This window comes from Streptomyces sp. NPDC058464 (assembly GCF_042721035.1).
Taxonomy (GTDB): Bacteria; Actinomycetota; Actinomycetes; order Streptomycetales; family Streptomycetaceae; genus Streptomyces.
The window spans coordinates 68,327-93,218 of the sequence record NZ_JBHXMA010000016.1 but is presented as its reverse complement, the minus strand read 5'-3'; the positions used below and the strand labels follow the sequence as shown (position 1 = coordinate 93,218).

Sequence of the window (24,892 nt, the reverse complement as noted above, 5' to 3'; positions counted from 1 at the left end):
TCATCCCCTCACTGACCGGTGGAGCCGGTGGAGCCGGTGGAGCCGATGGTCGGCGGGGTCCAGTCGGCGGGGCGGTCGACGCCCCGGCGTGCGGCGGCCATGCCCGCCGAGGGCTTGAGGAACTGCTCGGGATCGCCGCCGTACTTCTTGATGAGCTTCGCCAACTCGCCGTTCCGGTACATGGCGTCGATCTGCGCGGAGATCGCCTTCTCCAGCTTCGGCTCCTGCTTCGGGAGGTAGAAGCCGGTCTGGTACGGCTGGAAGTAGGAGTACGCGGGCTTCGCCTTGACCTGCGCGGCGGTGGGCGGGGTCAGGTACTCGGTGCTGATCTTCAGGTCCGGGCGCTGTTTCTGGGCCGCGATGATGAGCAGGGGGTCGAGGAAGCCGACGTCGATGCGGCCGGCGCCGAGGTCGTCGAAGACGCCGTTGGCGTCCGGGTAGGCGTGCAGCTTGGCGCCGGGTACGGACTGGATGGACTTGACCCAGACGTAGCCCTCGACCGTGCCCAGGTTCAGGTTCTCCAGGTCGTCGACCGTCTTGTAGGTCTTGCCGTCGCGGACGGCCATCGCCGGGGGCGAGTAGTAGGGCGGGTCGGTGAACAGGCCCTGCTTCTGCCGGTCGGCGGACCAGGCGACCCCGCCGATGGTGAGGTCGACCCGGCGGGACTGCACCCCGGCGAGCATGCCGGCGAAGTCCGTCACCTGCGGCTTGATCTCCAGGCCCAGCTTCTTGGCGGCGTAGGCGAGGATGTCGCCGTCCAGTCCGACGATCCTGCCGCCCTGGACGGTGGTGTACGGCGCGTACGGCTCGACGGCGACCTTGATGACGCCGGGTGTGAGGGTGCCGAGGGCGGCGGTCTTCGCGGAGACGTTCTTCGGGGCGTCGTCACCGCCCGAGCCGCAGGCGGCAACGGAGGAAAGCAGGAGGAAAGTTGACAAAGAGGCGGCGATGGAGCGCACACGGATCATCGGCATGGGCCTTCCGTTCCGGCTGAGGGAGCCCGCCGTTCACCGCGTTGTGCCCCCGGCGGGGAGGTGATTGGGGCCATACGCTAAGGAGCGGCCCGCCGTACGTCACCGGTCACTTCGTACACAGTTGTGGCTGGAATCGTTCCCTTCCCTGTACGGTGCGTCCAAGCCAGGCCCGCCCCGCGACGGGAGGAACGCCCGTGCTGAGCCCGTCACTCGCGCAGGAGATCGCCGGGGACACCTCCGCCGTCATCGGCTTCAACGTGCTGATCACCGATGCGGAGGGCATGGTCATCGGCAGCGGCGACAGCAGCCGTGTCGGCACCTTCCACGAGGCGTCCGTGCAGGTCGTCCGCACCCAGGAGGCCGCCACGCACAACGCGTCCCAGGCCCAGCAGCTGCGCGGTGTGCGCCCCGGCATGACGCTGCCGCTGATCGCGGGCGGGCAGGCGGTGGGGACGGTCGGGATCACCGGGACGCCGGCCCAGGTCCGGCGTTTCGGGCTGCTGGTGAAGCGGCAGACGGAGATCCTGCTGCGGGAGTCCGTGATGCTGCGCTCCCGGCTGCTGGCCGAGCGCGCGGGCGAGAAACTGCTCGCCGACATCGCCGCCTACGATCCCGAGGTCGTCGAGGGCGAGTTCCTCGTGTTCCGGGCCGCCGAACTCGGCTTCGACCTGCGGCTGCGGCGGGTCGCGGTGGCGTTCGAGGTGACCGTGCCCACCGCGGCCGCGCACCGCCAGGCCGCCCACCGCGCCGACCACCGCGCGGCCCACCGCCAAAGCGCGCAACGCCAGACCACGCAACGCCAGACCACGCAACGCCAGAGCACGCAACGCCAGAGCGCACACCGCCAGAGCGCGCACCGCCAGGCCGCGCCCACCCTGGCGCTGGTCCGTTCCGAACTGCTCCGCACCGTCGGCGAGGTCTTCGCCGACCCCCAGGACATCATCGCCGCCACGGCCCCCGGCTGGATCGGCGTCCTGCACCGGCTGCCGGCCAAAGGCTCCACGGAGTCCCTGGCCGCCGACTGCCGCCGCGTCACCGACGCCATCGCCGCCCAGGACGGGCTGGCCGCCCGTGCGGGCATCGGCGAGCCGGCCACCTCCGTCGGCGGACTGCGCGACTCCTACCAGGACGCGTGCGAGGCGCTTCGCCTCGGTACCCGCGTGGCGGGCGGCTCCGCCGTCCACCTCATCACCGATCTGCGGGTCCACCAGGTACTGACCGCGGTGGGTCAGTCCGCCCGCAACCGGCTGGTCGACCTCACCACCGCGGACCTGCGCACCCAGCCGGACTGGCCGGCGCTCCGCGACACGATCACCGCCTGGTGCGAGAGCGGGTTCAACCTGGTCAGGGCGTCCGAGGCCCTGCACGTCCACCGCAACACCGTCGTCTACCGGATGAACAAGATCGAGCAGATCACCGGCCGCCCGCTGCGCGAACACCGGACCACCATGGCGCTCTACCTCGCCTGCCTGGCGGACCAGTTGGGCGGCGGCACCGACTCCGGCAGCGGAGCCGACCGCGATCACGGCTGAGGGTCGTAGGTCTCAGCGCAGTTGCTCGGCCAGTCCGACGATGATGCCCTCCGGGCCGCGCAGGTAGCAGAGCAGATGGCTGTCCTCGAACCGGGCGATCTCGCCGACGAGTTCGGCGCCGTGCGGGCGCAGGCGGGCAACGGTGTCCTCGATGTCGTCGACGGCGAACATGACGCGGTGCGTGCCCACAACGTTGTGCGGCCGGTTGCGCGGCCCGGCACTGCTCGCCGCGGGACTGCGGTACTTCGCCAGCTCGAGCCGGCCGTGACCGTCCGGGGTCCGGACCATCGCGATGTCGCAGCGGACGCCGTCGAGTCCGGTGCACCGGTCGGCGAAGAGGCCCTCGACCTCCGCCCTGCCCTCCAGCTCCATCCCGAGTTCCACGAAGAACGCGATGGCGGCGTCCATGTCCTCGACGACGATGCCCACGTTGTCCATCCGCTGAATCGCCATGCTGGTCTCTCCGTCTTCCTCGTACGGCCGGTGGCGGCCGCGTGACCGCTGATGTCCCTGGGACGGAGCCGGTGGCACGTTCTCGACATCCGCAGGCCGCCGGACTCCGGAAGATCCGGACCGCGCCTCAGGCCGGATTCATCCGCGTGTACCGACCCGCCGCCACCACGACGCAAATGGCTCCCACGAAGGCCCGCACCGTGGTTGCCAGACGGTGTCCCGTCGCCGTCCGGTCCGGGGGTGCTGGGTTCACCCCAGCCCGGGCAGGCTGCGCAGTTCCCCGATCCGCAGGAGCCGCGCCATGAGGACGAACAGCAGGGCCATGGTGGTGCCGCCCGCGGCCAGGGAAAGCGCCGGTGTCCAGGAGGCTGATGCCAGGTCCTGACCGCAGACTCGGGCGATGAGCCAGCCGGCGGCGCCGGCAGCGGTGGCGGCGGCTGCCAGCCGTGTGTAGGTGCGGCAGATCCGCCGGCCGTCCAGCAGCCCCTCGGTGCGCCGCCGCAGCCGTACGGCCGTCAGCAGGAGGCCGATCGCGTAGGCCAGGGCATAGGCGGCGGCCATCCCGGTGACGGCCCAGCGCGGGGACAGCAGGAGGTGGCAGGCCGCAGCGAGGACGATGTTGATGGCGCTGATCCACACCGCCATCCGGAACGGTGTGCGGGTGTCCTCGAAGGCGTAGAAGCCGCGTAGCAGGAGGTACTGGGCGGAGAACGGGATCAGCCCCAGGCCGAAGGCCTGCAGCATGTGGCCGAGGGGGCGGGTGGCCGCGGCGTCCGCGGCGCCGTGGGCGAACAGCAACTGTGCGATCTGCGGTCCGAAGGCGAGGAAGAAGAAGGCGGCCGGGACGACGGCCACGCCGCTCACCCGCAGCGCGCGGGACAGGTCCGTGCGCAGGTCGTCGACACGGTGTTCGGCCACCGCCCGGCTCATGCGCGGCAGCAGGGCGGTCACGAGGGAGACGGTGACGATCGACTGGGGCAGCATCCAGATCTGCTGGGCGTAGCTGTAGGCGGTGTAGCCGACGCCGTCGTGCGGCAGCGCGGCGTCCGCGGAGGAGGCCAGGCGGGTGACGACCGTGCTCGCCACGAGGTTGGCCAGCACGAACAACAGGGTCCAGCGGGCCGCGTTCACGCTCTTGCGCAGGCCGGTGCCGCGCCAGTCGAAGCGCGGACGGAAGCGGAAGCCGGCCGCCAGGGCGTAGGGGATCAGGGCGAGCGCCTGGAGGGCCAGGGCGAGCGTGGTCCCTGTTCCGAGCAGCCTGACCTGCGCACCGGTGAGGTCCGAGACCTGTTCGGGGGCGGTCAGCAGACCGAGGTAGAGGCCGAACATGGTGATCAGCACGATGTTGTTGAGGACCGGGGTCCACATCATCGCCCCGAACCGGTCGCGGGCGTTGAGGACTTGGCCGAAGATGCTGAACACGCCGTAGAAGAAGATCTGCGGGAGCAGGAAGCGGGCGAAGACCACGGTCAGCTCGAAGGCGTCGTGCGTGGCGGGCGTGTCCCGCTGGTAGACGCTGATGATCTCAGGGGCGGCCCAGGTGGCCAGCGCGGTCCCCACGCCGAGGACACACAGCACCAGGGTGACCAGGCGTTGTTCGAAGGCGGCGCCGCCGTCGGGGTCCTCCGCGCGGGCCCGGACCAGCTGAGGCACCAGGACGGAGTTCAGCGCGCCGCCGATCAGGAGAAAGTACAGGCTGGTCGGCACCGTGTTGGCCTGGTTGTAGGTGGTGGCCAGCAGCCCGGTGCCCAGGGCGGCGGCCTGCAGCACCTGCCGTATCAGCCCGGTGGCACGCGAGACCACCGTTCCCGCCGCCATCGACGCGGACGAGCGCAGCAGGCCTCCTCCCTCGGCCCTCTTCGGCGCGGCATGCCTCCGCCTCGTGGCCGACCGGTCCGACGATGCCTCTTCGATCATGGGCACAATCTACGATCCGGGCCCGATCCCGAGGCAGCGGAGAACGAGCCACGACCGGACGCCCGCCCCTCCCCCGACGGACTGCCGGAGAGCCTCGACCTGGGAGAGGGGGACGAGGCGGCGCAGCCGCCGCGGCAAGACGCCGAAGGACACGTGGCGTTGCCACCGCGTTGCCGTCTCGGCCAGGGGAAACGGCTGCGTCGGCCCGGTGTCGGTGCGGCCTGCTCTACTTGGGCCCAGGACCCGGTGAACGACGGAGACCGACATGGGTGTGCTGTACGACTACTTCCACGCGGCCGATCACACCTCGGCGGTGGACCAGGCCATCGGACCCGGCGGCGACTGGCTCCGCGGGACGTCGCTGGAGGAGGCGGGCGCGGACTGGATCGACGCGAAGGGCCTGGACCCGAACGTCGTCCTCGGTCAACTGGTCGCCCACGCCGAGGGCATACCCTTCGCCGACCAGCAGGACGCGCCGGACCTGGTCTGGCCCGAACCGCCGTACCCCCAGGGCGAGCCCACCGACCCCGGCTCCCCCTGGAACACGGGCCTGGTCCTCCAGCAACTCCCCGATCGCTGGCGGGACATCCTTGCCGCCCTCCCCGAGGACGCCGTCCCGATGGTGGCGGCCCAGTGGTACGAGATCGAGGAGGTCGACTTCACGGACTACCTCGACGCCAAGGACACGATCGACACGTTCACAGCCCTGGCGTCCCGCGCACGGACGGCGGGCGCCCATCTCTACTGCCGGTGCAGCCTGTGAGACCGGAGGCAACTGTCAGCCGGGCCGCTGCACATCCGGCCTTCGGCGCCGGTTCTCAGCTCGATGGTGAAGCCGTCGGCGGTCACCCCCTCGTACGACGGCGTGAGGGTCGGTGTCCCCGTGGCTGCCGGCTCTGCAGCCGCGGCCACCCTTACCGCCAGCCGCCGGTGAAGTCGCTGCTGAGCTGGGCGTCGCAGATGTTGTAGCCGCCGGACGCGTGCGCGGACTTTGTCTGCCCGTCCACGGTCACGCTGCAGTTGATGTCCCCCGAACCCTGCAGTTGGGCGTTGAGCGTGTAGTACATCGCCCCCTTCTTGAAGGGCAGGGTGGCCTCGAACCTGCCGTCCCTGAACACGCCCTGGCGGGTGTCGCTGTCGGAGCCGTAGGTGATGTCGAGACCGCCGAGCACTCCGGCCGGGGCGGTTCCCCAGACTTTGAAGACGACGGTCTTCGGGGCGTCGGCCTTCTTGTCGACGGCCCTCTCGTCGCCGGCCTCCTTGCTGTCGTCCTTGGCGCCCGCGACCGCCCTGTTGCCGGTCGTGGTGGTGGACGTGGGCTTCGAGGCGCTGCCGCCGACGGATGCGGTGGCGATGCCGAGGACGACGGCCACGCCGATGAGGCCGAGACAGCCGAGACCGATGATCTTTCCTGCGCCGGGTCCCTTTTTCGGCGGCTGCGGCAGGAACGGCGGCTGCCTGTACGGCTGCTGCGGGCCGACCCATCCGGGATGCTGCGGCTGCTGGTTGCTCATGGGTCCCCCTCAGATGCCTGCTGTCGAAAGCAAAATGTGGGACATGTGCAGATGGCGTGCGGTTGCCGCTTACCTGAGGGATTCACCCGGTCGTGCTAAAGCGGGCAGGCGCGGCTGCGGCAGCGGAATCCGCCCAGCTGCTGGAGGCCACTTGGACAGGGAAAACGCAACTTCGACAGGGGCCGCAGAGGCAGCTACCTTCACCGCCACCGAACCGGGCCCACAGCAGGCACCCCCGACCAGGGAGAGACGCATGCCCCGTCTTGCGCTGTACACATTCGGCGTCCTGAAGTCACCTCTCGCCGATCCCGCACCTCTCACGCGCGAGTTCTACGACATGGGTGAGGCCGTCTACCCGAAGATCAGTCAGCATCCCGGGTACCTCGCGCACGCGGAAGCGGCAGGCGGTGACCGGGGCGTGCTCTTCGAGGCGGACTGGGGTGTCTGGGGAGAGTTCGCCGTACCGACCTGGTACGGCAAGGGCCGTACGGCGCAGACCACCGCCCTGGCCGCGACCCTCTCGCTCTGGACCGACCTGCGCTCCGCCTTCGACGCCGTCTACACCGGTCCGCACCGTGAGGCGCTGAACAGGCGTTACGACTGGTTCGAGAGGACAGGACACCCAAGTCACGTGTTCTGGTGGGTCACCGACGGCGTGATACCCACCTGGCAGGACGGGGTGTCCAGGCTGGAGCACCTCCGCGACCACGGCTCCGCGCCGCACGCCTTCACCTTCCACCACTCGTTCGCCCCGGACGGAACTCCGACCAGGATCGAAGGCATCGGGCCGCAGAGCGACCAGGTTCGCTGACAAGGAAGCCTGACCTCGATTCGGCGGAAACGGCAGCGCGAGTCGATCAGCCGGCGACCGGGCCGATTCCCGGGCGGCGTCGCCGCGCCGGTCAGCTGGCTCAGCTGGCTCAGCTGGCTCATATTGCCTCGCCGAAACGGACCCGGCCTCCGTAGCCTCCGTATGGTCCGCGCCGGGGCCCAGGTTGGCCGACGGCAGGAGCGGTACGAGGAGCGGAGGGACGGTGAGCAGGAGACGCTACGTCGCCAGGGGTGTGCCGGGTGGCTACCGCATCTGGGACAACCGAGGCCGCCGATGGTGGGGAGATCTCTACGAGTTGTGTCCCGACGATCTCCTGGCCGAGCTCAACGGCGGGGCGGACCAAGGGCGGATCACCGTGCTGATGAAGCGCTACCGAGCGCAGAGGCGGTAGGCGGTAGCCGGGTACTCGGGTCAAAGGGGCCGTCAGCCGTCGCGCAGCCCTCGGCGGTACGAGACGAGCACCCCCTCTGCCCGGTGCCCCGGTCACCGCTGGGGCACCATGGTCTTCCCTCAACTCACCTTTGTCGAGGGACTGTTGGAGCCGTGCGTGAATTCGTGAGGTGCTCGGGGACCGCGGCGGGGATGATCCGTTCATGCGCATACGACGAGAGGCCCGCTGGGTCCTGTGGGGGCTGTGGCTTGCTTGTCTCGGGTTCTCCGTCTGGTTCTTCGCGGAGGTGATCACGCTCTTCCTGCAGGCCGAGTCGTGGTGACGCGGCGAGGTGCCGTGCCACTCCCGCGCGGGAACGGACGGGAAGTCGGGATGCGCCGGGGCGCCTGCCTTCGCCTTCACGCCGTCGGGCGTCGGTGGCCGGATCCGGTGATGGCGTGGCGGCGGGCGGGGAGATTTCCCATGGCTGGGGCGCGGGCGGCGGGGCGGCGGGTCCGAAGGGGTCCGTAGCGGGCCGGAAGCGGATCGGAAGCAGCTCGGTTCTGGCCACGGAAGCGGCGGCGCTGGTCGCATCGGAGGCGTCAACCACCCTGCCGCGCACCGCTGTTCACCGTCGGCCCAGGACAGGTCCGTCCCCGTACGGACCTGCCGCAGGGTCGGCCGGAGCGGGCCCGGTGCACTGCCGTCACCGCTGGAGAACCCCATGACCGACCCAGGGCTGACGCCGCCCGCCGAGCGTCCCGACCCGCCGTCCACCCACCGCGCGCCGCCCTTCTACAGCGCCCCGGGGCTGATACCTCCGGGCGGCCCCGCCCGCACCTGGGGGCTCGTGGTGATCGCCACGCCCCTGCTGCTCACCCTGCTCCTGGCCCTGATCGGCGGCCTGTCCGGCGGCTCCGGGTCGTCCGGATCGTCCGCCGCGTTCGGGTCGTCCGGTGACGGCTCCGGCCTGTACGGCTCGGGCACCTCGGGGTCGGACGGCGGCGGCGACGGCGGCCAGCCGACCTATGCCGACCCGACGACGGCGTCCGCCTGGCCGTACGGCGACACCAGCACCCCCGAGGCGACCGCGACCGACGGCTGGGGCACCTACCCGACGGACACCGCCACCGACATCGCCACTGCCACCGCCACCCCGAACGCGAGCGCGAGCAGCGGGCCGGGCGGCGTCGTCACCGCCTACTTCGCGGCGATCTCCGCCCGCGACTACCAGACCGCCTGGGCCCTCGGCGGCAAGAACCTCGACTCCAGCTACGACAGCTTCGTCTCGGGCTACTCCACCACCGCGCAGGACACCATCGCCATCGTCTCCGTGACCGGCACCAAGGTGCGGCTGACCATCGAGGCCCTGCAGACGGACGGCACGACGCACTCGTACGACGCCACCTACACCGTCCAGGACGGCGTGATCACCAGCGGCACGGCCACCCAGACCGGCTGACACCCACCGGGGCGTGCCCGCAGGGGTGCGCCCGCACGAGCGGAGCGCTGAACCACCATGGCCACACAGGTACTCGACCCCAGTCCTCCCGGCCCGGCACCGCAGGAGCCGCCGGAACACCGCGCGTACGCGCGCACCAGAGCCACCCGGCTGCTGTCCGCCGGCGCCTACCTCCATCCCGGCTACCGGCGCGCCGTCATCCGGGAACTGCTCCACCGGCGGTGGCGGGTCGTCGCGCCCTCCTACGGGTACGACGCCGTGTCGGTCCTCGCCCACGCCCTCGCCGCGCGCCGGCTGCGCCGCATCCAGTGGGCGGTCGCGGTCGGCGTGGACGTCCTGATCCTGGTGCTGCTCAGCAACGGGGTGCTCAACCCGTTCCTCGGCGTCGTCCTGCTCTGCTGGGTGCCGTGGGCGGCGGCCTATCTGCGCCGGATCGTCACCCTGCACGTGCTGATGACCCGGGTGCGGGAGAGCGGCCCGGACGGCGGCTTCGACGGCGCCTGCCCGTCGCACCCCCGGCTGACCGACGCACTCGCCCGCAAGATCGACCACGAGCAGGCCGGCCGCAGCGGACTGGTCTTCTACGGCGGCTACCGGCCCTTCGTCGGCGCGGGCCTGCCGCTGCGGGACTGGTCCAACGCGCAGTTGCTGCTCGGCGCCCCGAAGACCCGGATCATGGCGCGCAAGAGCACCGACGGCACCCCGCCCGACCTCGACACCGTCGAGCGCAGGCAGGTCGTCTCGTTCACCGTGGACGAGATCACCAGCGAGGTCGCCGCCCGGCTGCGGGCCGTCCTGCGCGACGAGACCCGCCCCGACGAGCGGATCGAGGGGCTGACCGTCGAGCAGCGCCGCTACACCACCGCGATCCGCACCAACGACCGCACCACCGGCGCCGGCTGGTCCGCACTGCCCGGCGCGGACGACCTGCCCGGCGCGGACGGCCTGTCCGGCATCCACTGGCGGGAGGACTACGACGCGGCCCGCGAGTACCTGTGCGTGCGCGTCGGGTCGTGGGACGAGGAGCTGGTGACCTCGATCTTCGTCGGGTTCGACCTCAAGGGCGACACGCTGCACACCGAGTTCTACACCTATGTGCTCGGGCCGCTCGTGGCGGACTTCCACCTCGTGGACCAGCTGCCGAGCGCCGTCGACGGCCGGCTGGCGGTGCGGGTGGCGTGGGACATGTTCACGGCCATGGTGCGCTGGTGGATGTCGCTGTGGTTGTGGCCGCTGCTGCTGGTCCCGGAGCGGTTCCTGCCGGGGTGGGCGGTCCGGTGGACACAGCCCTGGCGGGTCAGCAGGGCCAGGCGGGCCGCGATCGCGCTGCTGCTCTCGGACCGCACGACGGACACCAGCGAGTTCCGGATCGGCCGTTACGTCAACCGCTGGCGCAACTGCGGTGCGCTGGCGAGCGTCCGGGAACTGGCCACCAGCGAGACGTACCACCACTTCTTCCAGCAGTCCGACGCGGTGAAGTACATGCAGATCGTCGAGCGCCGGCTGCTCGAGACCATCGGTGCGTTCCTCTACGAGCACGACGTGGACCTCGTCGAGCACAACCGCGCGCAGACCAACATCCTGCTGGGCGACAACAGCCAGAACATCTTCGGCGGCGAGAACAGCAACTTCGGGTACGACTACCGGCCGTCGGACGGCGGTTCATCGGGAAAGGCGGGTAAGTGACCATGAGCCAGGGCCACACCTTCGGCGAGAACAGCCAGAACATCGTCGGCGGCCGGAACAGCGGCTTCGGGTACAACGTCTACAACACCCCGCAGCAGGACGGGCGGTCCGCGGAGGAGAGCGCCGAGCAGGAGGCGGCGCGCGCGGCCCAGGCGCGCGCCGACTACGGCCGCAGCCGCAGCGTCTTCGTCGTGCACGGCCGCGACGAGGAGGTCCGCACGGCCATGTTCGGGCTGCTGCGCCGGCTCGACCTGCGTCCGCTGGAGTGGGAGCGGCTGGTGCGGAACACCGGGGGGACCGCGCCGTTCCTCGGCGAGGTCATCGAGAAGGCGCTGTCACAGGCGCAGGCGGCGCTCGTGCTGCTCACCCCGGACGACGTCGCCAAGCTCCATCCGCACCTGCTGGGCGACAGGGAGCAGTCCTACGAGACCCAGTTGACCGGCCAGCCCCGGCAGAACGTGCTGATCGAGCTCGGCATGGCGCTGATGGCCTACCCGGAGCGGACGATCATCGTGGAGGTCGGCGAGGTGCGGCCTGCCGCGGACCTCGCGGGGCGCAACGTGATCCGGTTCGACGGCTCCGAGACCGCCGTCTCGAAGATCGTCGAACGGCTCAAGGGCGCCGAGTGCGACCTCGACGACACCCGGCCGGACTGGCGTGACACCTCGTACTTCAGGAACCTGGCGGCCTACCGGCGACTGGCCTGACGGACGGCACGGACAGCACGGACGAGGGGGCGGGGGCCGCGGGCCACCCGCCCCCTTGCCCGTGCCGCGCTGTCGCTCCGTGCCGCGCCACCGCTCCGTGCCGCGCCACCGCTCCGTGCCGCGCTACCGCTCCGAATCGGACGCCAAGGCGCCCAGGAACGCGGCCAGTTCGCGCATGTCGATGCTCTCCAGCTCCCCGGGCCGTATGACCAGGCGCAGTTCGCGGCAGATCGCGGCCTCCCGGGAGCGGGCCACGAAGGACATCAGGATCAGCCGGAGCAGGCTGTCCCGGTCGAGGTGGCCGAGCCGCGCCAGCCCGGAGCCGACCAACGGCATGGCCACTCGCTCCAGTTGGGCGTGCGCGCGCAGCGCGTCCCACAGTCCGCCCAGGCCCCGCCACAGGTCCTCGACGCCGGAGGAGGCCACGTAGTCGTTGCCGATCCGGCTGTAGGCCACGCCGAACACCAGCCGGGGCCGGGTGCCGAGCACCGCCACCGTGCCGACCGGGTAGCGGTCGAGCTTGCCGAGCGGTTTGTCCGCCCGCTCCTCCCGCGCGACGGGCCGGGCGGAGGCGAGCGCCGCGCCCAGCTCCGCGTCCAGGCGGTCCACGTCGCCGCCGTAGCGGCGGTCCAGCAGTTGCGCCTGCACGCTGTCGCCGTTGATGACCCGGCCGCCGGCCGACAGGGTGTCGAAGGTGTCGCAGAACCCGACGACGAGATGGGCCGGCTGGTCGAACACGTCCCCCGCCTCGACGACCACCGTCATGTCGGGCCGCCGGAACACCTGCCGTACCCGGGCCGCCGGACGGGACCGCAGCAGCCCCCAGCCCAGGCAGGCCCCCACCGACAGCCCGACGACCGCGCCGGAGGCGCTGTGCGGCACGAACGGGCCCGCGATCTGGAACACGGCGGACACCCCGCCGAACGCCACCATCGTGTCGCGCGCGAAGACCTGCCGGGCGCGCCGCGTGCCCCGGGGCAGACGGAGCCGCAGATACGGAGGAAGGTGCGGGCGGGAGCGGAGGTGGCGGCGCGGGGGGCGTGGCCGGATCGGGCCGGAGGGCCGTATCGGGCCGATCGGGTCCAGCCTGCCGGAATCACCCGAACTCATGGATTCCCCAAGGCATCATGATAATCTTTCGGTCACTATGGGCTGACGCAGAGTGACGCAAAACCGCCGGGGGGCGACGCGGATGGCCGGTGCAAGAGCACGTATCCGGGTGAAGGTGCTGGGCCCGGTCCAGCTCGAGGTCGACGGGGTTCCGGTCCGGCTGACCCCGCTGACGGTACGGCTGCTGGTCCGTCTGGTGGCGGCCGAGGGCGAGGCGGTGCCGGTACGGCAACTGCGCCGCGACGTATGGGGGCTCGCGGACGAGCCGCGCCATCTGGACCAGCGCAACCGGAACGAGGTGCAGAAACGGGTCCTGGAGCTGCGGCGGGCGCTGGCCCCCGGCCCGGACGGCGCGGGCACGCACGTCCTGCGCACCGAGCAGCAGGTCACCGTGCAGGGCCCGGAGACCGCCTACCGCCTGGTGCTGGGCCCCGAGGAACTGGACAGCGCGCGGTTCACCGCGATCGTCGGCGAGGCCCTGCTCGCCCCGCCGGCCACCGCCGCGCACCGGCTGGCCGAGGCGCTGTCCCTGGTGCGCGGCCGGCCGCTGGCCGAGGTCAACGGCGAGGGTTTCGCGGCGCTCTTCGTACGCCGCCTGACCACCCTTCAGGACGCCGCCCGACGCGAACTGGTCCGGGTGCAGACCGACTTGGGACGGCCCGAACTCGCCCTGCCGGTCGCCGAACTGATCGCCCACGAGCACCCCGACGACGCCGAGGCCGCGCGTGTCCTCGACGCGCTGCGTGCGGAGCTGCGCGCCCGGCACGGGGCCGAACTGCTGCGGCACCGGGTGCCGTTGGCCGGCCAGCGGGCGGATGTGGTGCTGGTCCGCGGCGACCTGTTCGACCAGACGGACTGCAACCTGGTGGTCGGGTTCTCCGACACCTTCGACACGGAGACCGCGGAAGACCTGGTGATCAGCCGGGAGAGCCTGCAGAGCCAGCTCGTCGACCGGCTGTTCGGCGGGCGTCGGCGCCTGCTGGACGACCGGCTGCGGGCGGGGCTGCGGGCGGTGAAGGCGGCGGGCACCGAGACCGTACGGACCAAGCCGCTGGGCCGCCGGGTCCGTTATCCGGTGGGCACGACCGTGATGGTGCCGGTCGAGGGCCGCCGGGTGTTCGCCACGGCCTATTCGCGGCTCGGCAACGATCTGGTGGCCAGGTCCAACCACCTGGACCTGCGGCTGAGCCTGGAGAACCTGTGGGCCTCGGTGGCCGTGCACGGCCTGTTCAAGCCGGTCGCCGTCCCGCTGATCGGCTCCGGCCTTGCCCGCGTCACCGACCTGGACCGGGGCCAGCTGGCCGCGCTGATCGTCGACTCGTTCATCGACGCCTGCCGCCGCCACCCCGCGCTGACCCCCGAACTCCGGATCGTCATCCTGCCCCAGGAGCTGGCCCGGACCGACCTGGCCCCGGTGGAGCGGCGGTTCGAGGACCTGGTGCTCGGGCTGCGCGCCGCGGACTGACGGCGATGGCGGCGATGACGGCGAAGACGGCGGGACCGGGCGGAGGACCGGGCGTGTCCCCCGGGCCGGCGGGCTGCTCCGCATCTCCAAGCTCCCCCTTCGCGGCATCGTCCCGCCGGCCACGCCGCGCGCCGCTCCGCCCGGCCCCACCGCTGTCCACGAGACCACCCCGGACGCTTCCGCCGGTACCCGCCAACCGCTTCCGATCCGATTCCGAGCAGGCTCGGTGAGGATCCGGGCTCAGTGACGGACCATGGTGCAGGTGACCGTGGCCTTCCCGTCGGCCGTGTTGACGACGAACCTGCTTCCGCTGAGGCCGCCGATGTCGAACCGCCCCGTGCGGTCCGTGGAGACGGTGCCCGAGGCGGAACCCGAGTAGGTCACCTTGGCGCCGCCGGGGAACCCCACACCCCAGAGGTGGTAGTTGCCGTCGGACTCCGTTTCGACATGGCACGCCGCGCGGGACGGGGCGTGCGGTGCGGCGGCGGCCACGGCGTGAGCGGTCGTGGTGGGGCCCACCGCGAGCGCGGGAGCGGCAAGGAGGGCGAGCGCTGCGAGACGACGAGTTCGGTTCATCATTCAACCTGCTTTGGCTGCTTTGGATGCCATGGATGCGACCGGAGGAACGCGACGGGCGTGGTGGCTCCGCCGCGTCGCGCACATGTCGTCGCCCCGCATGAGCGATCCGTCCCGCCCACGATGCGGGCAACTGTGCGTGGCCTGACAGCTTTTACACCGTATCGCCCTTCATGTCGCACGGCATCTCACCGGTCGGGGCGGCGCCCCGCCGGGGCGGACGGCCGGTGGCGCAGGACGGTCCCCCCTGACCGTTGGGTCCCGCACGGAACGGGTCTATCGTCGGATTCATGGGGCCAGAACGAGGAGGACGGCCGGTGATGCCGCAGGACGAGGCCGTGATCGGCTGCACGGGGAAGGTGCTCATCGGAACCCGCGGTTCCGCAGGCCCCGGCGAAGTCCTGGTGCGGGTCAGAGGCGGTTCGGAGACGTTCCTCGCCTGGTCGGAGGAGCCCCTGCCCGTCGGCGCGACGGTGCTCGTGATCGAATCACGGGGATGCCGCGAGGTCGGCGTCATCGAGTGGGTGGATCCATTGGACGCGCTCGGCGACAGTGCCGAGGCCAGCTGAGGAGAAACAGGAATGTTCGGATACCGCGTACCCGCTCCCGACGAGGCGATGCTGATCTCGGGGGGCAGGCGGGGACTGGGGGGCGCGCCGTTCCGAGTGGTCACGGGGCATGGAAAGTTCGTGCTGCCGGTCTTCCGGAAGGTCCGGTTCCTCACTCTGTCCATGTGTGAGTCCGAGGTCACCGAGACCTGCGTGACCAAGCAGGGCATCGCGTTGCACGTGCGCGCGGTCATCGCCTTCAAGGTCGGCAACGACCACGAGAGCATCATCAACGCGGGCCAGCGGTTCCTCTCCGACCAGGAGCAGATGTCGGTGCTCACCGGCCGGATCTTCGCCGGTCACCTGCGGGCCATCATCGGCTCGATGACGGTCGAGGAGATCGTCACCGAGCGGCAGAAGCTCGCCGCGGAGGTGCTGGACACCTCGAAGACGGAGATGGCGAAGATCGGCCTGATCGTCGACTCGCTGCAGATCCAGTCCATCGACGACGGCGACACCGGCTACATCGACGCGATGTCCGCCCCGCACAAGGCGGCCATCCAGCGCCAGGCGCAGATCGCGCAGGCCCAGGCCACCCAGGCCTCGGTCGAGGCGGAGCAGGTGGCGGCCCGCAACCAGGCCGAGTACGCCCGGCAGACCGCGATCGTCAGGGCCGAGTACTCGGCCGAGGTGGACCGCGCCCAGGCGCAGGCCGCGCAGGCCGGACCGCTGGCGCAGGCGCACGCCCAGCAGGAGGTGCTCGCCGCCCAGACGGAGCTGGCCCAGCGCCAGGCCAAGCTGCGCCAGGAACAGCTGGTCGCCGAGATCGTGCGGCCCGCCGAGGCCGAGGCCGAGCGGGTCAGGATCCTCGCGGCCGCCGAGGCGGAGCGGATGAAGATCCAGGCGGAGGCGGCGGCGTCGTACGACCGGGTCGCGCTCGACCGGATGCTGATCGACCAGCTCCCGCAGATCGTCAAGGAGGCCGCCGGCGGTCTCGCGGGCGCCAACGTCAACGTCCTCAACGGCGCGGACGGCCTCGGCGAGCTCGCCGCCGGTCTGGTGTCCCAGGGCCTGACCATCCTCGACTCGGTCCGGCAGAACCTGGGCGGCCAGGACGCCGACGCGCAGCGGCCCGACGGCCGGCGCTCCGGGGAGGGCGAGAGCGGCGGCCTGCTGCAGCTGCCCACCAGCAAGGGGCGGAAGTCGGACGACGGGCCGGTGGACGTCGACTAGGCGCTTCGCTGGGAGGGCCGCGACAGGCCGTCGTTTGGCTGCGGCGCCGTTGTGGCTGGTCGCGCCCACGCGGCGGAGCCGCATATTGCTACAGCCCCGCGCCCCTTCGGGGCGCGGGCTCTTCTTCGGGGGCGCGGGCTCCGCTTCGATGGACTCGAAAATCGAACACGTGCTTGAATTCGGTCATGCGATCGTTTCCCGCGGACCTGGCCCGGGCGCAGCAGGAATGGGGCGCCACCTACCGGCAGCTCGCCGAGCGGCCCGGGCGCACCGAGCTGCGCCGGCGGCTGCACCTGCTGTCGGTGCAGGTGTTCTTCCATCCCTACTGGCAGCAGCGGCGCCCGAGCCCCGCCGCATGGCGGGAGCTGAGGGGCCGCGGATGACGGGCTGGAGTGCGGGACCGTATGTCCCGGATGATCCTGAAGGCATGTCCGGACCGATACGGGTGATCGTGCATCCGCCGTCGCCGACGGGGGGCCGGCGCGTGCGGGTGGACGGCGAGATCCTCGGGTTGGCGCACAACGTGACCGACGTCGCCGAGTTCCTTCGCCGTGCCGGGCTGGAGATCGACCCGGCGGAGGTCGCGCAGGCGCCGTGGATCGACTGGCGGGGCGGCGGGCCGGAACACTGGGGGCCGGAGCCGTGAGGGCCTCGGCGCCGGGCAACGCGCGAGGCCCGTCCACACAGTGGACGGGCCTCGGGATGGAGCGCCGGGCAGGCCTTGCACCTGCATTTCCCCGCAGGAAGCGGGGCGTCTTTCCTTGGACGACCAACGCAGTACCGGGCGACCCCGATCGGGCCAGCCAGCTCTGGATTGATCATAGCCCATGCGGGTGGGGCGTGCCCGCACCGGACGGTGACCTGGTCGCGAAGCCCGGGGACCGCGGGGAGCGGGGGCGGAAGCGGTCCAGGTAGTAGGCGCGGCGGAGGCCCGGCTGTCCGTCCGGGGTACCGGAGGTCCGGGCGGCGGTGACGGTCCGCCAGCAGACGGCGACCGCCGCCCTGAAGAACGCGGACGCGGTCTCGGGTTCGTGGTCGGCGGCGGTGACCTCGACCAGCAGCCGCTCGGGCGCCGGAGCGCACTCGGCGGTGGCCTCCGACGCGGCACGGCCGGGGGGCGCGGGCCGGTTGGGGAGGGTCGCGCCCCCCGGTTCGGCCTGCGGGACGTGGGGGGCGCGCAGGGTGGTCGCGGCGACGATGATCTCCAGGTGTTCCGCGAAGTTCGGTCCCGGTACCGGGATTTCGAGGTCCGGGTGCAGGTCGTAGCCGATGGCCACGGCGGTGGCCACGAAGTCTATGACCGCGGCCGCGGTCGGGGTGTGCCGGCGGGGGGTGGCCCGGGTGAGGCGGCTGAGGACGCGCAGGACCGTGGGCAGGCTGGTGTCGGCGGTCACCATCCGGTACGCCGGGGCGTCCCCGCCGGCCGCGCCGTCGCCGTCCGGCGCGTGGGCGCCCGCCTGGGCCTGCCACAGGGCCGCGGCATGGGTGTCACCGCGGGCGAGGTGCTGCAGGTAGAGGCAGTACGACGGTGCCTCGTCGCCGGCACCGGCGGCGTACTGCCACCAGAAGCGGGCCCCGTCGTCGGCGCCGGCGAGCTGGAGAGCGCAGCCGAGGATCCAGGCGGCCCGCGGCTGTGGCAGCTGGTCGGTGAGGAAGTCGGCGAGCTGGTCCGGCGTGCAGTGCGCGACGACGGCCTCGCACAGGGCGGCGAGGCTCTGTGCGGCGGCGGCGTCGGCCAGGTCGGGTCCGTCGCCGTCCCAGAGCAGCCGGCCGTCGTCGGCGAAGGCGGGGTAGGCCACGTCGTCGTAGGGCACGACGTCGGCGGGGACGTGCGGGTCGGGCAGCAGCAGGGACTGGGCGAGAAGGTCGTCGATGATGCTCATGGCCGTGGTGCTCACTCCAGGGTGTCGGTGCGGAGGTAGAGGCCGGTCAGCGCCCCTCGGGCGTGGTGGTCCAGGGTGTGGGTCATGGCCGGGGTCAGGCCGACGATGCCGGGCACGGCCTCGGCACGGACGCCGCACAGGTGGCGCAGCACGATGACGTCCATCTGGTCCTGGGGCAGCCGGGCGATCGCGTCGAAGAAGTCCGCCATCGTGTCGATCCGGGTCTTGCGCTCGGCCAGGTCCGCGATGCCCGCCTGGGCGACGGTGGCGAAGGCCGCCTGCCGCAGGTCGGGGTGCCCGTCCTGCTGGGCGGCCCGGGACATGACCCGGGCGCGCAGCAACTGCCAGGCGTGGCGCGGGGTGTCGGGGACGGCGACCGCCTCGTCCCAGGTGAGCCAGAGGATGTCGAAGGTCTCCCCGACCGCGCGCTGGGCCCGGTTCTCGGACTGCAGGAAGGCCCGTGCGTAGGCGGTGTAGGGCCGGCGCATGATCTGGGTGAGGCCCAGGTGCGCGACGGGCGGCAGCTCGGGGCCCAGCGGCTGCACGGCGCGGATGCGGTTCTCGATCCAGCCCTGGTTCTTGTCCGCCTCCCGGGCGGCCGCGGTCCACAGCCGGCGCAGCGGCCACGGCGGCAGGTCCAGCGCCTTCACCACGCTGTAGGTGATCTCCCAGCCGGGGTAGTAGCCCTTGCCGCGCAGGAGTTCCGACAGCCGCGTCTTGGAGTAGCCGGAGCGGCAGACGAGTTCGTCGAGGGTCAGCCCGCTGGCGACGAGCCGGTCGCGGACCGGCTCCAGCCAGGTGCGGTGGGCGACGCCGACGTCCTCGCCGATCGGCTCCGGCGGGCGCCCGCGGCGACTGGGAGGGTCTCCGCCGGGCTGTTCGGTCACCTCTGGCTTCTTCACCGCGACGGCTCCTCGCTCCCGGCCGGGGCCGAGGTCGGCGCAGGGGGCGTCCGGCCCTGCCCGGGGTCCGTGCCGCCGGGGCCGCCCAGCGCCGCGCCGATCTGCTGGACGAGAAGTCCGAGCGAGGGCAACAGTGCGGCGACCGCCGCGAGTTGCCCCAGCACGGTCATCACCGTGCTCCACACGAGGACCGCGGCCAGGACGGCCACGGTCATCATCTGCCTGTTGGTCATCTCACCTTCCCTGGAAGGAAGAAGCGTCTGGAAGCCGCTCCCTTGCGGCGGTGCTGAAGCGCCGCGGAGGAGTTGGACGACAGCATGGTGGGACGGCCGGTCACCACTCAATGCGATCATGGGATTACGGAACAATCACACCGCAAGCCTCATGGGGTCCGGCACGCGCGTTACTCCATGACGGCCGCCCGCGGGGGCAACTCAGCGCCTGATGAACGCCTTTGGGGGCGAACCCGTACGTGGCGTTGCGGCGCGGACGGGATGGCGCACCATGGAAACCGGACGCCTCCCCCGGCGTCGCACCTTCCGGTCTGGAAGGCCATGCGGTCCTCTTGTGCTGAGGAACGACCGGAGGGGACCGCCTCCGCTTCCGTCCGGCCGAGTACGCGCCGGACGGAAGCCGGGGGGACGGCGACCGGGCCCCGACCCGCCGCGGGCTAGGCGGTGTCCGGGCGGCGGGGCGCCTTCGCCAGGTCGCGGGCCTGTGATCGCTCCTCCGGGGAGGCGAACAGGGGTGCCTCCGCCCCGGGTGACGGATCGGGGGCGGGCGCGCGCAAGCTCCCCGGGCTCGGCAGGCCCGGTCCGCCGCCGGTGCCGGGCAGGGGCGGGCGGCGGCCGGGGACACCGGGGGGCGGGGACGCTGGGCCGCCGGGCGGCGCGGACGCGGGGCCGCCGGGGAAGGCGGGCCTGGTACGCGGGCCCCTGGCACCGGCGACCGCGTCGAGCAGGGCGGCGCGGGCCTGCTGCTCGTCCAGGCCGTGGAGGTTCCTGCGGATCAGCGGGGCCAGCAGGGCGGGCACGTCGGTGCCGTCGAGCGGCTCGATCACCAGCGGGACGAGACGCTCGCGCCGTGCCACCACCGAGGACCACTCCTCCCGGGTCCACCGCGAGTCGTCGAAGTAGTGCCGGGAGAACAGGGCCACCACCGCGGTCGCGCTGTTCAGCGCCTCGTCCATGCGCGCCACGAAGTTGTCACCGGCCGACCAGTCCCAGACGTCCAGCGCCACCCGGTGACCGGCATCGTGCAGATGCCAGGCCACCCACTCCGCCCAGACCCGGTCCGGTCCGGCGTAACTGATGAAGACCGATGATCCGCCGCCCGCCGCCGTCACGCTGCCTCCCCCGCCGACCCCACCGACCCCACCGACCCCGCCGAGCCCGCCGAGGTCCCGTCACCCCCATGATTCCCCACTGATTCCCCACCTGCGCCGGGTACCGTGTGCTGCTTTTCTTTACGCACTCCTGACGCCGGCACCCGCATCCCGGGACGGCCGGGAAGTGTCCTCATCCTTGTCCGGATTCCTGTCCGGATCACGTCGAGAATGGAGTGTGTGCCCATGGACGGCGCCGTTGTAGGGGTCGTACTGGTGGTCGTGGCGGCCCTGCTCGTGCTGCGCAGCGGGATGCGGGTGGTCAACCAGGTCGAGCGTGGGGTCGTGTTCCGCCTGGGCAGGGCGCAGCCGGAGTTCCGGCGGCCGGGGATCACCTTCCTGATCCCCTTCGTCGACCGGATGCGCAAGGTGAACGTGCAGGTGGTCACCATGCCGGTGCCCACGCAGGAGGGCATCACCAAGGACAACGTGTCGGTGAAGGTGGACGCCGTCGTCTACTTCCGGGTCACCGACCCGGTCCGCGCGGCCATCGAGGTGCAGGACTACGTCTTCGCCGTCGGGCAGGTCGCCCAGTCCTCGCTCCGCTCCATCATCGGCAAGAGCGACCTGGACGACCTGCTGACCGACCGCGAGCGGCTGCACGAGGGGCTCGCCCTGATGATCGACAGCCCGGCCGCCGAGTGGGGCATCCACATCGACCGTGTCGAGATCAAGGACGTACAGCTCCCGGAGTCGCTGAAGCGGTCCATGTCCCGGCAGGCCGAGGCCGAGCGGGAGCGGCGGGCCCGGGTCATCACGGCGGACGGTGAGTTCCAGGCCGCGCAGCAGCTCGCCAACGCCTCCCGGATCATGTCGGAGACGCCGGAGGCGATGCAGCTGCGCCTCCTGCAGACCGTCGTCGAGGTCGCCGCCGAGAAGAACTCCACGCTCGTCATGCCCTTCCCGGTGGAGCTGCTGCGCTACTTCGAGCGGGCGACCAAGCGGCTCGACCAGGAGGTCGAGAAGAACGAGCGGACGGCGGCGGACGAGCTCGGCACGGGTCTGAGGGCCGGGATCGAGCAGATCGCCGCCGTCGCCGACAAGTTCGGGCCGGCCGCGGAGCTCACTGCTTCGCCGGAGTCGAAGCAGGCGTCGGCACAGGCGCCTGCGGCTGAGCCGGCGCCGTAACCCTCCGCTCCCGCCTGGCGGCCACCGCCAGCGCCAGCGTCACCGCGAGGGACGCACCCGCGACGAGGGTCATCGCACTGGCGGGCGAGGTGAGTTGCGCCACCGAGCCCGCCAGCGTGGCACCGACGCCCTGCATGGTCAGCATGCCGGCCGAGTGCAACCCGAGGGCGTGGCCGCTGAGTTCGTCGGGAGTGAGGGACATCAGCCGCTCCTGCAGGACCAGGCTCGCGGCGAAGCCGACCGCGGCGACGGTCACGCAGACCGCGGCGAGCCCGACGGGCGGGTGCAGGGCGAACACCAGGTACGGCGCGGCCAGCAGCAGCCGCAGCGGGACGTCGAGGCGGGGCCGCAGCGTGGGCGGCACGAACCGGCCGACGGCCACGTCACCGGCGAACATGCCCAGCGCCCCGCAGGCGAACAGGACGCCGGCCGCGCGCGGGTCGTAGGAGACGTAGAGGGAGTCGCAGCCGACGACGAGCCCGTTGGGCACCCACAGGCCCAGGTAGGTGAGGCGGCGGGGGCGGGAGGACCACAGGAAGGCGTTGGTGCGCCAGGTCGCCGCGACGGACGGACGGCCCGCGGTGCGCGGCGGCCGGGCGGTCAGGCCGAAGCGGGTGCCGAGGGCCGAGGCGGTGTAGAGGGCGGCCGCCAGGAGCAGACAGGACCGCGGGGACAGGACGGTCAGCAGGGCACCGCCGGCCGCGAAACCGGTGACCTGCATCAGCCCGTTGGCCATGTTGAACACCGAACGGCCCAGCAGGTAGCCGTCCTTGGAGAGGATCTCGTTGAGCAGTCCGCCGCGCACTCCGCCGCCCAGCGAGGCGATCAGGCCCTGCAGGACGACGACGCCGAAGACGGCGGCGACCGGCAGGCCGGGCAGTGCCAGGGCCGCCGTGACGGCCGCGTAGCCGAGGCCCATGCCGGTGAGGGTGGCGCGCGGCGGCAGCCGGTCGGCGCCGGAGAGCAGGAGCGTGGCGCCGAGGACCTGCGCGAGCTGCGGCCCGAACATGCTCACCGCCGACAGCAGGGGCGAGCCGGTGAGCCGGTAGACCAGGGTGCCGAGGGCCAGGGCTCCGATCGTCTGGGCCGCGGAGAAGGCGGCGAAGGTCAGTAAGAACGGGGGGAATTCGGGGGTGCGGAAGAGCTCGCGGTAGCTGCGCATGCAGGGAGTCTCGGAGCGGGCGGCCCCCGGTCGTTAATGTTTCGCGCAGGCGCGAAAGGCCGATGCGAGGGGCCGACCAGGGGCCCGTGCGAGGTCGGCCAAGGGCCCGTGCGAGGTCGGCGAGTGGCTCGTGCGAGGTCGGCGGCGGGCGGGAGCGAAAGGGTGTTCTCATGGGCTGGTGGCTGGTCAACGCCGACACCCTCGCGCGGAGCCGGTTCGTGCTCTCGCCGTTCGCCGAGACCTTCGCGGCCCTGAAGCTGCTGCACGCGGGCGCCGGCGCGCACCCGGGCGAGGAGGCCTGGCTGCGCACGCACCTGCCGGGCTACCGCGCCTTCCTCGCGGCCGACCCGGTGACCGCGCGGCTCGTCCGCGCCGGGCTCGGCCGGGCCTGGATCGCCGACTTCCTGTCGCCCACCCCGTGCGAGGGGCAGACCGTCGCCGACGCGGCGGCCACGGTGCGCGCGACCGACCCCGTGCAGGCCCGCGCCGATCTCCGCGTCTCCCTCGCCGGACCGCTCCCGGCCGCCCTGGACCGCGCCGACCTGCCCGAGCGGGCGGCCGCGCTGCTGGAGTACGTCTGGACCGAGACCGTACGACCGGACTGGGACCGGCGCCGGCGGATCCTGGCGGCGGACGTGGCCGCCCGGACCGCGCGGGCCGGCCAGGCGGGCTGGGCGGCCGTGCTGGACTCGCTGAGGCCCGGCCGGACCCGCTGGCTCGGCGGCAACCGGCTGCAGGTGAACATGCACGAGTACCCGCCCCGCGAGATCTCCGGCGCCGACCTGCTCCTCGTCCCGGTCACCCCGCAGTGCGGCTGGGTCTCCTGGCAGGAACCGGACCGGTACGCGCTGGTCTACCCCTGTGCCGGGGCGCTCGCCGCCCCCTCCGGGCGGCCGGTTCCGGCCGGTCTGGAGGCGCTGCTGGGGGCCGCGCGGGCCGGGGTGCTGGTGCTGCTGGACGCCCCGCTGAGCACCACCCACCTGACGGCGGTGACCGGGCAGGGCCTGGGTTCGGTCGGCCGGCACCTGCGGGTGCTGCTCGACGCGGGGCTGGTGGAGCGGCGGCGGGCCGGGCGGTCGGTGCTGTACGCGCGGACGGCGGCCGGTGACGTGCTCGTCGAGGCCGGAACCCGGACCGCCGCCCGGCGGAGTTAGCATCCGTTCATGACGACTTCCGAGAACAACGGGTCCGTGCTCGACGTGGAGATCGGTGCGCTGCAGGGCGGCTCCGCCGACCTGCCGGGCTACGGCGGCAAGGCCGTGCTCATTGTCAACGTGGCCTCCAAGTGCGGCCTGACCCCGCAGTACAACGGCCTGGAGAAGCTCCAGGAGCGGTACGCGGCGCAGGGCTTCACCGTGCTCGGGGTGCCCTGCAACCAGTTCATGGGCCAGGAGCCCGGCAGCGCCGAGGAGATCGCCGAGTTCTGCTCGGCGACGTACGGCGTGACCTTCCCGCTGACCGAGAAGGTCGAGGTGAACGGGGAGGGCCGGCACCCGCTCTACGACCGGCTGGTCGGGTTCGCCGACGGCGAGGGGCACACCGGGGACATCCGCTGGAACTTCGAGAAGTTCCTGATCGGCCGGGACGGACAGGTCGTCGCCCGGTTCTCGCCGCAGGCCGAGCCGGAGTCGGCGGAGGTCGTGGCGGCGGTGGAGCGCGCCCTCGGCTGAGCCCGGGGCGGGATCGCCGGCGGCGCGGAGGGCACAAGCCGAGCCCCCTCGGCAAGGACGGCGGGCTGGTCGAGAGGGCTCTGGGTCACGCTTGTGCAGTTGTGTAGTCGGGAGCGTGAGCGGTGGGTCAGCGAGTGCCCCCCTACGCCTTGACCGAGGTCACGAAGGCGTTCCACGCGCCGGCCGGGAATGCGAGGACCGGGCCCTCCTCGACCTTGGAGTCGCGTACGGCGAGTCCTGCGGTCGTCGGCGACTTGACCTCGACGCACGCCCCGTTCCCTGCGGAATAGGAGGACTTCGTCCACGTCTCCGTGGCGCCCTGAAGCAGTGCCATGTCCACTCCTGTTGCGAGATTGCTGTGGTGCTTGCTGTAGTGCGATTCAC

At 72.1% G+C, this 24,892-nt stretch carries 27 protein-coding genes; 15 read left to right on the top strand and 12 right to left on the bottom strand.

What is annotated here, in order from left to right; translation table 11 throughout:
* Positions 1-8 precede the first annotated feature (8 nt).
* Positions 9-974, bottom strand: a complete 966-nt coding sequence (locus ACFWPQ_RS21910) for a substrate-binding periplasmic protein (RefSeq protein WP_384037110.1) — start codon at positions 972-974, stop codon at positions 9-11.
* Between the two features lie 194 nt (positions 975-1,168).
* Here ACFWPQ_RS21910 and ACFWPQ_RS21905 point away from each other — a divergent pair, with 194 nt between their 5' ends.
* Positions 1,169-2,506: a CdaR family transcriptional regulator gene (locus tag ACFWPQ_RS21905; RefSeq protein WP_384037107.1), complete on the top strand. Its 1,338-nt coding sequence runs from the start codon at positions 1,169-1,171 to the stop codon at positions 2,504-2,506.
* Positions 2,507-2,518: 12 nt separating this feature from the next.
* On the opposite strand, the gene ACFWPQ_RS21900 is transcribed toward ACFWPQ_RS21905, so the two are convergent.
* Both ACFWPQ_RS21900 and murJ read right to left on the bottom strand, forming a co-directional pair.
* Positions 2,519-2,959, bottom strand: a complete 441-nt coding sequence (locus tag ACFWPQ_RS21900) for a VOC family protein (protein ID WP_384037104.1) — start codon at positions 2,957-2,959, stop codon at positions 2,519-2,521.
* A gap of 249 nt (positions 2,960-3,208) precedes the next feature.
* Entirely contained in the window at positions 3,209-4,876 is a 1,668-nt protein-coding gene (murJ, locus tag ACFWPQ_RS21895; RefSeq protein ID WP_384037101.1) for a murein biosynthesis integral membrane protein MurJ, read from the bottom strand.
* 265 nt (positions 4,877-5,141) lie between these two features.
* On the opposite strand from murJ, the gene ACFWPQ_RS21890 reads away from it, so the two are divergent.
* Positions 5,142-5,639, top strand: a complete 498-nt coding sequence (locus ACFWPQ_RS21890) for a hypothetical protein (protein WP_384037098.1) — start codon at positions 5,142-5,144, stop codon at positions 5,637-5,639.
* 151 nt (positions 5,640-5,790) lie between these two features.
* Here the strand turns inward: ACFWPQ_RS21890 and ACFWPQ_RS21885 are convergent, their stop codons facing one another.
* Entirely contained in the window at positions 5,791-6,390 is a 600-nt protein-coding gene (locus ACFWPQ_RS21885; protein ID WP_384037095.1) for a hypothetical protein, read from the bottom strand.
* Between the two features lie 253 nt (positions 6,391-6,643).
* Here ACFWPQ_RS21885 and ACFWPQ_RS21880 point away from each other — a divergent pair, with 253 nt between their 5' ends.
* The 5 genes from ACFWPQ_RS21880 to ACFWPQ_RS21860 all read left to right on the top strand — a co-directional run bounded on the left by ACFWPQ_RS21880 (position 6,644) and on the right by ACFWPQ_RS21860 (position 11,447).
* Positions 6,644-7,201, top strand: coding sequence for a DUF3291 domain-containing protein (locus tag ACFWPQ_RS21880; RefSeq protein ID WP_384037092.1), 558 nt, complete (start codon positions 6,644-6,646; stop codon positions 7,199-7,201).
* 223 nt (positions 7,202-7,424) lie between these two features.
* The gene (locus tag ACFWPQ_RS21875; RefSeq protein WP_384037089.1) at positions 7,425-7,613 is read left to right on the top strand and encodes a hypothetical protein; all 189 of its coding nucleotides are present in this window, start codon (positions 7,425-7,427) and stop codon (positions 7,611-7,613) included.
* 703 nt (positions 7,614-8,316) lie between these two features.
* Positions 8,317-9,054 (top strand): hypothetical protein, encoded by a 738-nt coding sequence (locus ACFWPQ_RS21870; protein ID WP_384037086.1) that lies wholly within the window; start codon positions 8,317-8,319, stop codon positions 9,052-9,054.
* Positions 9,055-9,111: 57 nt separating this feature from the next.
* Positions 9,112-10,740: a hypothetical protein gene (locus ACFWPQ_RS21865; protein ID WP_384037083.1), complete on the top strand. Its 1,629-nt coding sequence runs from the start codon at positions 9,112-9,114 to the stop codon at positions 10,738-10,740.
* A 2-nt stretch (positions 10,741-10,742) separates the two neighbouring features.
* Positions 10,743-11,447, top strand: coding sequence for a TIR domain-containing protein (locus tag ACFWPQ_RS21860; protein WP_384037421.1), 705 nt, complete (start codon positions 10,743-10,745; stop codon positions 11,445-11,447).
* A gap of 123 nt (positions 11,448-11,570) precedes the next feature.
* On the opposite strand, the gene ACFWPQ_RS21855 is transcribed toward ACFWPQ_RS21860, so the two are convergent.
* Positions 11,571-12,557, bottom strand: coding sequence for a macro domain-containing protein (locus ACFWPQ_RS21855; protein WP_384037080.1), 987 nt, complete (start codon positions 12,555-12,557; stop codon positions 11,571-11,573).
* Between the two features lie 82 nt (positions 12,558-12,639).
* Between ACFWPQ_RS21855 and ACFWPQ_RS21850 the strand changes: the two genes are divergently transcribed.
* Complete coding sequence (locus ACFWPQ_RS21850) at positions 12,640-14,022, top strand: macro domain-containing protein (protein WP_384037077.1); 1,383 nt, start codon at positions 12,640-12,642, stop codon at positions 14,020-14,022.
* Between the two features lie 240 nt (positions 14,023-14,262).
* On the opposite strand, the gene ACFWPQ_RS21845 is transcribed toward ACFWPQ_RS21850, so the two are convergent.
* Positions 14,263-14,601, bottom strand: a complete 339-nt coding sequence (locus ACFWPQ_RS21845) for a hypothetical protein (RefSeq protein WP_384037074.1) — start codon at positions 14,599-14,601, stop codon at positions 14,263-14,265.
* A 317-nt stretch (positions 14,602-14,918) separates the two neighbouring features.
* Between ACFWPQ_RS21845 and ACFWPQ_RS21840 the strand changes: the two genes are divergently transcribed.
* The 4 genes from ACFWPQ_RS21840 to ACFWPQ_RS21825 all read left to right on the top strand — a co-directional run bounded on the left by ACFWPQ_RS21840 (position 14,919) and on the right by ACFWPQ_RS21825 (position 17,025).
* Positions 14,919-15,167: a hypothetical protein gene (locus ACFWPQ_RS21840; RefSeq protein WP_384037418.1), complete on the top strand. Its 249-nt coding sequence runs from the start codon at positions 14,919-14,921 to the stop codon at positions 15,165-15,167.
* A 12-nt stretch (positions 15,168-15,179) separates the two neighbouring features.
* Positions 15,180-16,379 (top strand): SPFH domain-containing protein, encoded by a 1,200-nt coding sequence (locus tag ACFWPQ_RS21835; RefSeq protein ID WP_384037071.1) that lies wholly within the window; start codon positions 15,180-15,182, stop codon positions 16,377-16,379.
* A gap of 185 nt (positions 16,380-16,564) precedes the next feature.
* Positions 16,565-16,762, top strand: a complete 198-nt coding sequence (locus tag ACFWPQ_RS21830) for a hypothetical protein (RefSeq protein WP_384037068.1) — start codon at positions 16,565-16,567, stop codon at positions 16,760-16,762.
* Between the two features lie 44 nt (positions 16,763-16,806).
* Entirely contained in the window at positions 16,807-17,025 is a 219-nt protein-coding gene (locus tag ACFWPQ_RS21825; protein ID WP_384037065.1) for a hypothetical protein, read from the top strand.
* Positions 17,026-17,197: 172 nt separating this feature from the next.
* Here ACFWPQ_RS21825 and ACFWPQ_RS21820 read toward each other — a convergent pair whose 3' ends face one another.
* The 4 genes from ACFWPQ_RS21820 to ACFWPQ_RS21805 form a co-directional block, all read right to left on the bottom strand.
* Positions 17,198-18,262, bottom strand: a complete 1,065-nt coding sequence (locus tag ACFWPQ_RS21820) for a hypothetical protein (protein WP_384037062.1) — start codon at positions 18,260-18,262, stop codon at positions 17,198-17,200.
* A gap of 11 nt (positions 18,263-18,273) precedes the next feature.
* Positions 18,274-19,164: an XRE family transcriptional regulator gene (locus ACFWPQ_RS21815; protein ID WP_384037059.1), complete on the bottom strand. Its 891-nt coding sequence runs from the start codon at positions 19,162-19,164 to the stop codon at positions 18,274-18,276.
* Entirely contained in the window at positions 19,161-19,397 is a 237-nt protein-coding gene (locus ACFWPQ_RS21810) for a hypothetical protein (RefSeq protein ID WP_361296461.1), read from the bottom strand. The genes ACFWPQ_RS21815 and ACFWPQ_RS21810 overlap by 4 nt, the downstream gene beginning before the upstream one ends.
* A gap of 437 nt (positions 19,398-19,834) precedes the next feature.
* A complete protein-coding gene (locus tag ACFWPQ_RS21805) occupies positions 19,835-20,509 on the bottom strand; it encodes a toll/interleukin-1 receptor domain-containing protein (RefSeq protein WP_384037054.1) in 675 nt (224 codons plus the stop codon).
* A 225-nt stretch (positions 20,510-20,734) separates the two neighbouring features.
* Between ACFWPQ_RS21805 and ACFWPQ_RS21800 the strand changes: the two genes are divergently transcribed.
* Positions 20,735-21,676: a slipin family protein gene (locus ACFWPQ_RS21800; RefSeq protein ID WP_384037051.1), complete on the top strand. Its 942-nt coding sequence runs from the start codon at positions 20,735-20,737 to the stop codon at positions 21,674-21,676.
* Here ACFWPQ_RS21800 and ACFWPQ_RS21795 read toward each other — a convergent pair.
* Complete coding sequence (locus tag ACFWPQ_RS21795) at positions 21,612-22,838, bottom strand: MFS transporter (RefSeq protein WP_384037049.1); 1,227 nt, start codon at positions 22,836-22,838, stop codon at positions 21,612-21,614. The genes ACFWPQ_RS21800 and ACFWPQ_RS21795 overlap by 65 nt on opposite strands.
* Before the next feature lie 170 nt (positions 22,839-23,008).
* Here ACFWPQ_RS21795 and ACFWPQ_RS21790 point away from each other — a divergent pair, with 170 nt between their 5' ends.
* Together ACFWPQ_RS21790 and ACFWPQ_RS21785 are read left to right on the top strand one after the other, a co-directional pair.
* Positions 23,009-23,992, top strand: coding sequence for a winged helix-turn-helix domain-containing protein (locus tag ACFWPQ_RS21790; RefSeq protein ID WP_384037045.1), 984 nt, complete (start codon positions 23,009-23,011; stop codon positions 23,990-23,992).
* A 9-nt stretch (positions 23,993-24,001) separates the two neighbouring features.
* Positions 24,002-24,508: a glutathione peroxidase gene (locus tag ACFWPQ_RS21785; RefSeq protein ID WP_217554966.1), complete on the top strand. Its 507-nt coding sequence runs from the start codon at positions 24,002-24,004 to the stop codon at positions 24,506-24,508.
* Between the two features lie 142 nt (positions 24,509-24,650).
* Here ACFWPQ_RS21785 and ACFWPQ_RS21780 read toward each other — a convergent pair whose 3' ends face one another.
* Entirely contained in the window at positions 24,651-24,842 is a 192-nt protein-coding gene (locus tag ACFWPQ_RS21780) for a DUF397 domain-containing protein (protein ID WP_089102095.1), read from the bottom strand.
* Between the last annotated feature and the right edge of the window lie 50 nt (positions 24,843-24,892).

Bases quoted from the DNA above. Each gene is read 5' to 3' on its own strand.
- ACFWPQ_RS21785 (WP_217554966.1), top strand. From the start codon at position 24,002: ATGACGACTTCCGAGAACAACGGGTCCGTGCTCGACGTGGAGATCGGT.
- ACFWPQ_RS21790 (WP_384037045.1), top strand. From the start codon at position 23,009: ATGGGCTGGTGGCTGGTCAACGCCGACACCCTCGCGCGGAGCCGGTTC.
- ACFWPQ_RS21800 (WP_384037051.1), top strand. From the start codon at position 20,735: ATGGACGGCGCCGTTGTAGGGGTCGTACTGGTGGTCGTGGCGGCCCTG.
- ACFWPQ_RS21845 (WP_384037074.1), bottom strand. From the start codon at position 14,601: ATGATGAACCGAACTCGTCGTCTCGCAGCGCTCGCCCTCCTTGCCGCT.
- ACFWPQ_RS21860 (WP_384037421.1), top strand. From the start codon at position 10,743: ATGAGCCAGGGCCACACCTTCGGCGAGAACAGCCAGAACATCGTCGGC.
- ACFWPQ_RS21820 (WP_384037062.1), bottom strand. From the start codon at position 18,262: ATGAGCATCATCGACGACCTTCTCGCCCAGTCCCTGCTGCTGCCCGAC.
- ACFWPQ_RS21880 (WP_384037092.1), top strand. From the start codon at position 6,644: ATGCCCCGTCTTGCGCTGTACACATTCGGCGTCCTGAAGTCACCTCTC.
- ACFWPQ_RS21835 (WP_384037071.1), top strand. From the start codon at position 15,180: ATGTTCGGATACCGCGTACCCGCTCCCGACGAGGCGATGCTGATCTCG.
- ACFWPQ_RS21885 (WP_384037095.1), bottom strand. From the start codon at position 6,390: ATGAGCAACCAGCAGCCGCAGCATCCCGGATGGGTCGGCCCGCAGCAG.
- ACFWPQ_RS21870 (WP_384037086.1), top strand. From the start codon at position 8,317: ATGACCGACCCAGGGCTGACGCCGCCCGCCGAGCGTCCCGACCCGCCG.
- ACFWPQ_RS21795 (WP_384037049.1), bottom strand. From the start codon at position 22,838: ATGCGCAGCTACCGCGAGCTCTTCCGCACCCCCGAATTCCCCCCGTTC.
- ACFWPQ_RS21840 (WP_384037418.1), top strand. From the start codon at position 14,919: ATGCCGCAGGACGAGGCCGTGATCGGCTGCACGGGGAAGGTGCTCATC.
- ACFWPQ_RS21825 (WP_384037065.1), top strand. From the start codon at position 16,807: ATGTCCGGACCGATACGGGTGATCGTGCATCCGCCGTCGCCGACGGGG.
- ACFWPQ_RS21850 (WP_384037077.1), top strand. From the start codon at position 12,640: ATGGCCGGTGCAAGAGCACGTATCCGGGTGAAGGTGCTGGGCCCGGTC.
- ACFWPQ_RS21910 (WP_384037110.1), bottom strand. From the start codon at position 974: ATGCCGATGATCCGTGTGCGCTCCATCGCCGCCTCTTTGTCAACTTTC.
- ACFWPQ_RS21780 (WP_089102095.1), bottom strand. From the start codon at position 24,842: ATGGCACTGCTTCAGGGCGCCACGGAGACGTGGACGAAGTCCTCCTAT.
- ACFWPQ_RS21855 (WP_384037080.1), bottom strand. From the start codon at position 12,557: ATGAGTTCGGGTGATTCCGGCAGGCTGGACCCGATCGGCCCGATACGG.
- ACFWPQ_RS21890 (WP_384037098.1), top strand. From the start codon at position 5,142: ATGGGTGTGCTGTACGACTACTTCCACGCGGCCGATCACACCTCGGCG.
- ACFWPQ_RS21900 (WP_384037104.1), bottom strand. From the start codon at position 2,959: ATGGCGATTCAGCGGATGGACAACGTGGGCATCGTCGTCGAGGACATG.
- murJ (WP_384037101.1), bottom strand. From the start codon at position 4,876: ATGATCGAAGAGGCATCGTCGGACCGGTCGGCCACGAGGCGGAGGCAT.
- ACFWPQ_RS21865 (WP_384037083.1), top strand. From the start codon at position 9,112: ATGGCCACACAGGTACTCGACCCCAGTCCTCCCGGCCCGGCACCGCAG.
- ACFWPQ_RS21810 (WP_361296461.1), bottom strand. From the start codon at position 19,397: ATGACCAACAGGCAGATGATGACCGTGGCCGTCCTGGCCGCGGTCCTC.
- ACFWPQ_RS21830 (WP_384037068.1), top strand. From the start codon at position 16,565: ATGCGATCGTTTCCCGCGGACCTGGCCCGGGCGCAGCAGGAATGGGGC.